Below are 5321 nucleotides of genomic sequence, written 5' to 3'. Positions count from 1 at the left end.
CTATCGCACAGCGCCTCGTCAGAGAGATTGTGCATGTGCTTGAGGATGAACAGTCCGGCTACCAATCGTGTCGGCAACGGTGGCTGCCCCGGCCCGAGGCGACAGACCGAACTGAAGCGTCCCGCCAGGAAGTCCCAATCGATCTCCGCCGCCAGACGCACCAACGGATGGCGAAGGTTGATGATCTTCTCCAAAGATGGACGAAACAGATCGTCCTGACGATCGTCGCGCGGATGGCTCATGGGTTCTCCCCAACAGCGAATCTCGCCGTCAAAGGAATCACGAAGTCGCCAAATCCGGAATCCAAAAACGCAAGAAAACCAACACCTACCCACGGCCTTCTTGCACAATCGAATACTTGCTCACGTCAAATCACAGCGACAGATCAATCGCTTCCGAATTCTTCACGGGCGACTAAGGGGCGGGGTAACAGCTGGACCCGGGCCCGCGTTTGCTAGCTGCGCAACCAGCAAGCTATCGCGCCCTACCGGGAAGGCGAATGCATAGAAAGGGGAGAAATCGCCCTGCATGAAGCCGCCGCTGCGTTGAAAGGCAGCTAAGCGACGCTTCGCCGTCTGTTCGCGCAGCGAAGCTTGCCCGCGCGCCAGCTATCTAAGGCGCACCCGGGGTTATCAAGGCGCTTGATCTGGAGCACCCCAAGGTCAAGAGGGGCAGCACAATTGCGGCGCTGCTGGCGACCGCCGTCAGGCGATCTGCGCCAAAGAGAGCTTGAATTCAGCGAGGCTGGCAGTTCGAAGCAGACTTGCGTGGCCGGATGAGGTGGACGGCTTCGGCGCGAGAGCTGCAATCCGGCGAGCGCCAGGACCCGGTTCGTGTCGCGACGGCTGGAGGGCGAAGTCGAAGTCGGCGAGACCGCCGCGAACTCGGCCAGCTGGACCGCCATTTTGACGCGGCAGTATTCGCGCATTGTGAGTTCTGCGGTGATATGAACTATAAAGGTCCGACGTCAGGTTGTTAATTCCGTAGTAGCCAAGGGCAGAACGCCTATTTTAGAGTAATCGGGCTCTGTCCATTTCCAAGAACTGCATGCGATTGGTCCGGCTCCGCTTGATGGCTCGCCGTTTCAAGCCGGACTGGGCTTTTATAGAGTGCGTCGCCGTTTCAGCGGCCGCGGCGCTCGGCGGCGCACGGTCCTACTCGCGTGTGAGGCGAATTGGAAGGCTCCCGGTTGAGAAAAAAAGCGCCGCTCCATGGAAACTTGATGACGCAGCATTTATTTCTCTTCGGCGTCCGCATGATCGGGGGTGTCGTCCTTCCGAAGCGCAAATGGGGCTTCAGTATGCAACGGACGCGCACGGCAGCGGGACCGATGTGAAGGGCCATCGCCTGCTGTTCCATCGCCCGCTCCGACCGGGTCAAGCGCTTGCGGTGACGCAGGTGGTCGAGGCAGGTGGGAAGTGATAGACTCGGTCCACAATTCGGGATCGCAATCGTGCGGGAGCGACGAGCCGTAGGCGCTGTAGCGCGTCGGGATAGCTGCAGGTTGCATCAGGTTGTGGAACGCTCGCGCGAGCGGCCCGCTGCGCCCGGTAAGGGGCAAAGGCCTTGGGGATCGGCCAGTACCTCTGCTTCGTCGTCGGGTGTCTGCATGCGAGTCATACGCACCATAGGTCAGCATCAGGGCTGGCCAAGACGGCGCGTCTCCACGCCGGCCAGTTCGGTGAGATGGCCCAGCCCAAGCTGCCAGCAGCAACTTCGCCTGATCTCGCTGCCTGCCGGACTGCGAGCGAGCAACTCCCACCCAACGCGGGGCGGATAGCTGCACGCCGATACTGAACAGCGTCGCCACCATCATCCAAACGGCTCCCGCCAGAACCAGCGCTACTGCGGTCAACACCGGCTTGCGGCTCAGCGCGACCGCAGCAATCGCCCCGCTCATCAATTATGCGCGGTCGCAGATCGCCGCTTCGCCGCTCGCGTAGCTCGGCGATATTGGGTGCGCCGATCACTGCGCCCGAACCAAAGGCGCTGTTCATGAATAGGTCTGGCAGCCGTCATGCAGAAGAGCACGCATCACCAGCGGCGCCGCTGATGACGCCGGATCTTGAATGCGGTATGACACATTTCGGCCCGCTGAGGGTTCCCGCAGCATTGATGACGAAATTTTGCCGGCAATGTGAGTGCGCGGGTGGAATGCGACGCGCTGCCCTTTGGGTGCACCGGTTGGTACGCCGGCGTCAGTCGCCTTTATCGCGGACACTCAGATTTTAATGCGGCAACCGGTTTGGTCGCCGCCGCTCTTGTGGCCACCCAATCTGCAGTGGGCCGATAGATGCACCGCGAATTCTCAAATCGGATCATCTTTGACGCAGACGCACATCAGCGACGTGCCGTAGATATTCTTCGGCAAAAGGCAGCTTTCCACCCAAAACGCAATTCCTAATAGTCTATGCAATGGGGATGCTTTAGGCGCGTAAAGCGGAGCCCGACGCTTCATGCCTAGTGTCTTCAGCAATAAAGCTGGCACGTATAAGGCATGAAAGAAGTAACTATACGATTTGATCGAAAGGCAGGAAAGTAGCGCCAATTTGCGAAGTTCAGCAAGATCATAACGTATGAAATGACGGTAATGTTCATCAAAGTTCGACCAAAGCTCTTGCCGCGCTGGTACTGCGATGATCACCGAACGCAACGCCGGAAGGGCTTGAAAAATTGCTTCGATGAATGTGACCGGCTGCTCGATGTGCTCAAGCACATCCAAGAGCAGAACCGTGGTGACGCGCTCGCGCAGCCCCTTGTCAATATCGGCGAAATCAGTTTTCGTAAAGACAAATGGTCTGACCTCCTCATGGACCCATGGATCGCCAAGATCGCAGCCGTACGCGTCGAACCCGGCTTTACGCAAGATGCTTACGTAATGACCCCGAGCAGCGCCGATTTCGAGAAGCGTATCGCTGAGGCCACAAAACGCGTGGACATAGCTCTTCAAAATGGCGCTCCGAGCGCGATGCCAATAGTGTCGCTCATAACCGGGCGGATAGGCGTCAGAGTACTCGTTCTCCGAAAATTCGGTGCCCATTTGGCGATGATCGAAAACACTAGCTTCATCAATCATTGGAGCCCTGCATAGCGTTCAGATTGCGTCGCAGAGCATAGGTCCGGATCTAGAACGTCGTAAAGGCGGGCGCCCCCTACCACACCTGAGGGGTGACGTTTAAAACCCGATTAGTTAAGCGCGGGCGCTCCTTAAGCGTTCGCACTTCCTGTGGGATCGTCTCGGACTGCGACCTAGTGTTACCGAGCCACGAAAGTCGGTGGCCTATTTTAGGGCGGATCAGCTACCATGGACAACTAATGCGAGAGGATTTTGAAATGGGAGAAGAACCTGGTCGGATGCGAGGATCCGGCTGAAAAAGTCCAGCGCTCACTCACCTCCGCCGTCATGAAGCGGCCGGTGTAGAGCAGCTCGGACGCGCGCGACTGGCCGATGATCCGCGGCAGGATCGCCGCTCAAGAGAGCCCCTCCCAGACTACGATTGCGATCAAGCAAAACAGTGCAAGCCCCGCTACCACGGCTGCCATCGCGCCCAGGAAGGTGCAGACTTGCCGCTGATTTGCCAAAAACCCCAATCCGAAGCCGATCACGGTCGCGGCGGCGATGATGGCATAGAAGCCGACAGCGTCAGGCGCCTTGGCTCCAGAGTGGCGCGCCATCCAAACGCCACCGCAAACCCCATAGATACCCGCGCCTGCCGTGGCGCTGGTCGTGGATGCGTGGCTTCCTCGGGGGACACGGCTTCCAGGCCCCCGGGGTGAGCAACTGAAGCAGACGCCCTTCACCATGTAGTAGGTGAGATGGCCGCCGGCGCTGGACGCGAAGAGCGCGAGCTTCCTAGACACAAGCTCTGCGCAAGCCGCCTGATAACTGTCGGCCGCCCGCTCCGCAATTGCATGCAGTGGTAACATCCGGATCTTCTGAACTCGGCCTCGCGGACAAAAGCCATCAAGGTGACATCGTTGCGCCATACCGCGCGGCCGAGATGAACATGCCAGTTGCGGCGAGTAGCCTGCGCAAGATCATCACCCACACGGCAGCCCCGGAGTTCGGCCGCGGCCAAATCATCGGTCGATCGCATCCGGCGTGTAGAAACAAGTTGATTGTCACGTCACGACGGGGCTTCGGAGCCCATCCGGTGCAGGAAACGGTCACGTTCCTCTTCAGCGTGCATGGCTAGAGCAAACCGCCGTACGGTGAGCAGGCCGTTGAGGCGTTGTGCCGGTGACGGTGCGTCGGTGGCCCGAGCAAGCGCCTATCCTTCGTCATGCTCCTCGGCGACGGCGAGGAAGCCCTGAGCAGGATATGCTGTATGCGGAACTTGAATCCGAGCGAGCGCCGCAGGTCTAACTATCTAATGATTTTGGCTCGAGATCGCGTATCTCCCGGCGGCGGCTGCGCGATCTGCTTCAGCATGAGAATGTCGACCTCGGCTTAGTGCGCGGTCCTTTCGGGCAACTTATGTCGGAGCACAGTTCGCACTATGTCGAACCTCACGCGACGCGTGCGGAGCAGATTCGTGCTTTGAGCGCGCGCCAATGCCGCCCTGTCGAGCGCTCATCGGACAACTCTAGAGAGGTTGGTCCCCTGAGAGCTGGAACGGTGCTTTAGGACGTCAAAAAGAGCCGGGCGCAGACAACTCGAGATCGGCCCCCGCTCCAAAGGTTGAGCATGGCATCGCACGCGTCGCACTTCGCGATCAGGCGCTCCACATCGGCGAAATCGATGTAGGGCGGCAACGCTGACAAAGGCCACTGCGGAATGATCGGCACGGCGTGCTCGAGGCCTGGTCGGCAGAGACGTCGCGAACTGGGAAACCGCAGGTAACCCTCCACGCCATGGCCATCGTGCTGACGAAGGCAATTGACGCTCGCTTCGTCTCGACAACAATCACCACGCGGACGGGGGTTGTATCGCCCGGGCATGCATCCAAGTGCCCATCAGCAGCCGCATGACGATGCGGCCTATGCGATTAATCATCCGGTTGGAGATGCCAAGATGCCGTCGCAGCTACTCTGATTGCTGCGCGGCGATGGTGGAAGTGGAGCGACAATCTGGGGTTCTTCCGCATATTTGGTGCAGCATAGCGATAGGTTGCCTGGTCGTTCTCAAGCAGCCAGGAGGACGCGTCGACGTAATAGTGGGTAGCCCGCGCGGCCATACATTTGTCGTTTGATGGCTTTGATCCTGCTGATCTGGCCTTCGACCGGACTGGTTGTCCAGGATGTAGTTATTGCCGCTCGGACCGCATCGATGTCGCGCGCGATGCCGTTGGCGAAGCTCTTGAGTTCGCTGTTGCCTGCTT

At 59.3% G+C, this 5321-nt stretch carries 3 protein-coding genes and 3 pseudogenes; 1 reads left to right on the top strand and 5 read right to left on the bottom strand.

The window, feature by feature from the left end; all coding sequences use genetic code 11:
- From YUU_RS0145440 to YUU_RS60785, 4 genes and pseudogenes are all read right to left on the bottom strand, one after another.
- A pseudogene (locus YUU_RS0145440) lies at positions 1–242 on the bottom strand (IS5/IS1182 family transposase); the annotation flags it as partial.
- A gap of 2066 nt (positions 243–2308) precedes the next feature.
- Positions 2309–3076, bottom strand: a complete 768-nt coding sequence (locus tag YUU_RS58000; protein ID WP_084801997.1) for a methyltransferase domain-containing protein — start codon at positions 3074–3076, stop codon at positions 2309–2311.
- 264 nt (positions 3077–3340) lie between these two features.
- A pseudogene (locus YUU_RS62180) lies at positions 3341–3468 on the bottom strand (enoyl-CoA hydratase); the annotation flags it as partial.
- Positions 3469–3471: 3 nt separating this feature from the next.
- On the bottom strand, positions 3472–3675 hold the full coding sequence (locus tag YUU_RS60785; protein WP_198031976.1) for a hypothetical protein: 204 nt from the start codon (positions 3673–3675) through the stop codon (positions 3472–3474).
- Between the two features lie 326 nt (positions 3676–4001).
- Between YUU_RS60785 and YUU_RS0145415 the strand changes: the two genes are divergently transcribed.
- Positions 4002–4196, top strand: a complete 195-nt coding sequence (locus YUU_RS0145415) for a hypothetical protein (RefSeq protein ID WP_027528065.1) — start codon at positions 4002–4004, stop codon at positions 4194–4196.
- A gap of 928 nt (positions 4197–5124) precedes the next feature.
- Here YUU_RS0145415 and YUU_RS57995 read toward each other — a convergent pair.
- Positions 5125–5321: pseudogene (locus YUU_RS57995) on the bottom strand (ISL3 family transposase); the annotation flags it as partial.

It is taken from the genome of Bradyrhizobium sp. Ec3.3 (genome assembly GCF_000472925.1).
Classification (GTDB): domain Bacteria; phylum Pseudomonadota; class Alphaproteobacteria; order Rhizobiales; family Xanthobacteraceae; genus Bradyrhizobium.
This window is presented reverse-complemented; position numbering and strand designations above follow the sequence as displayed.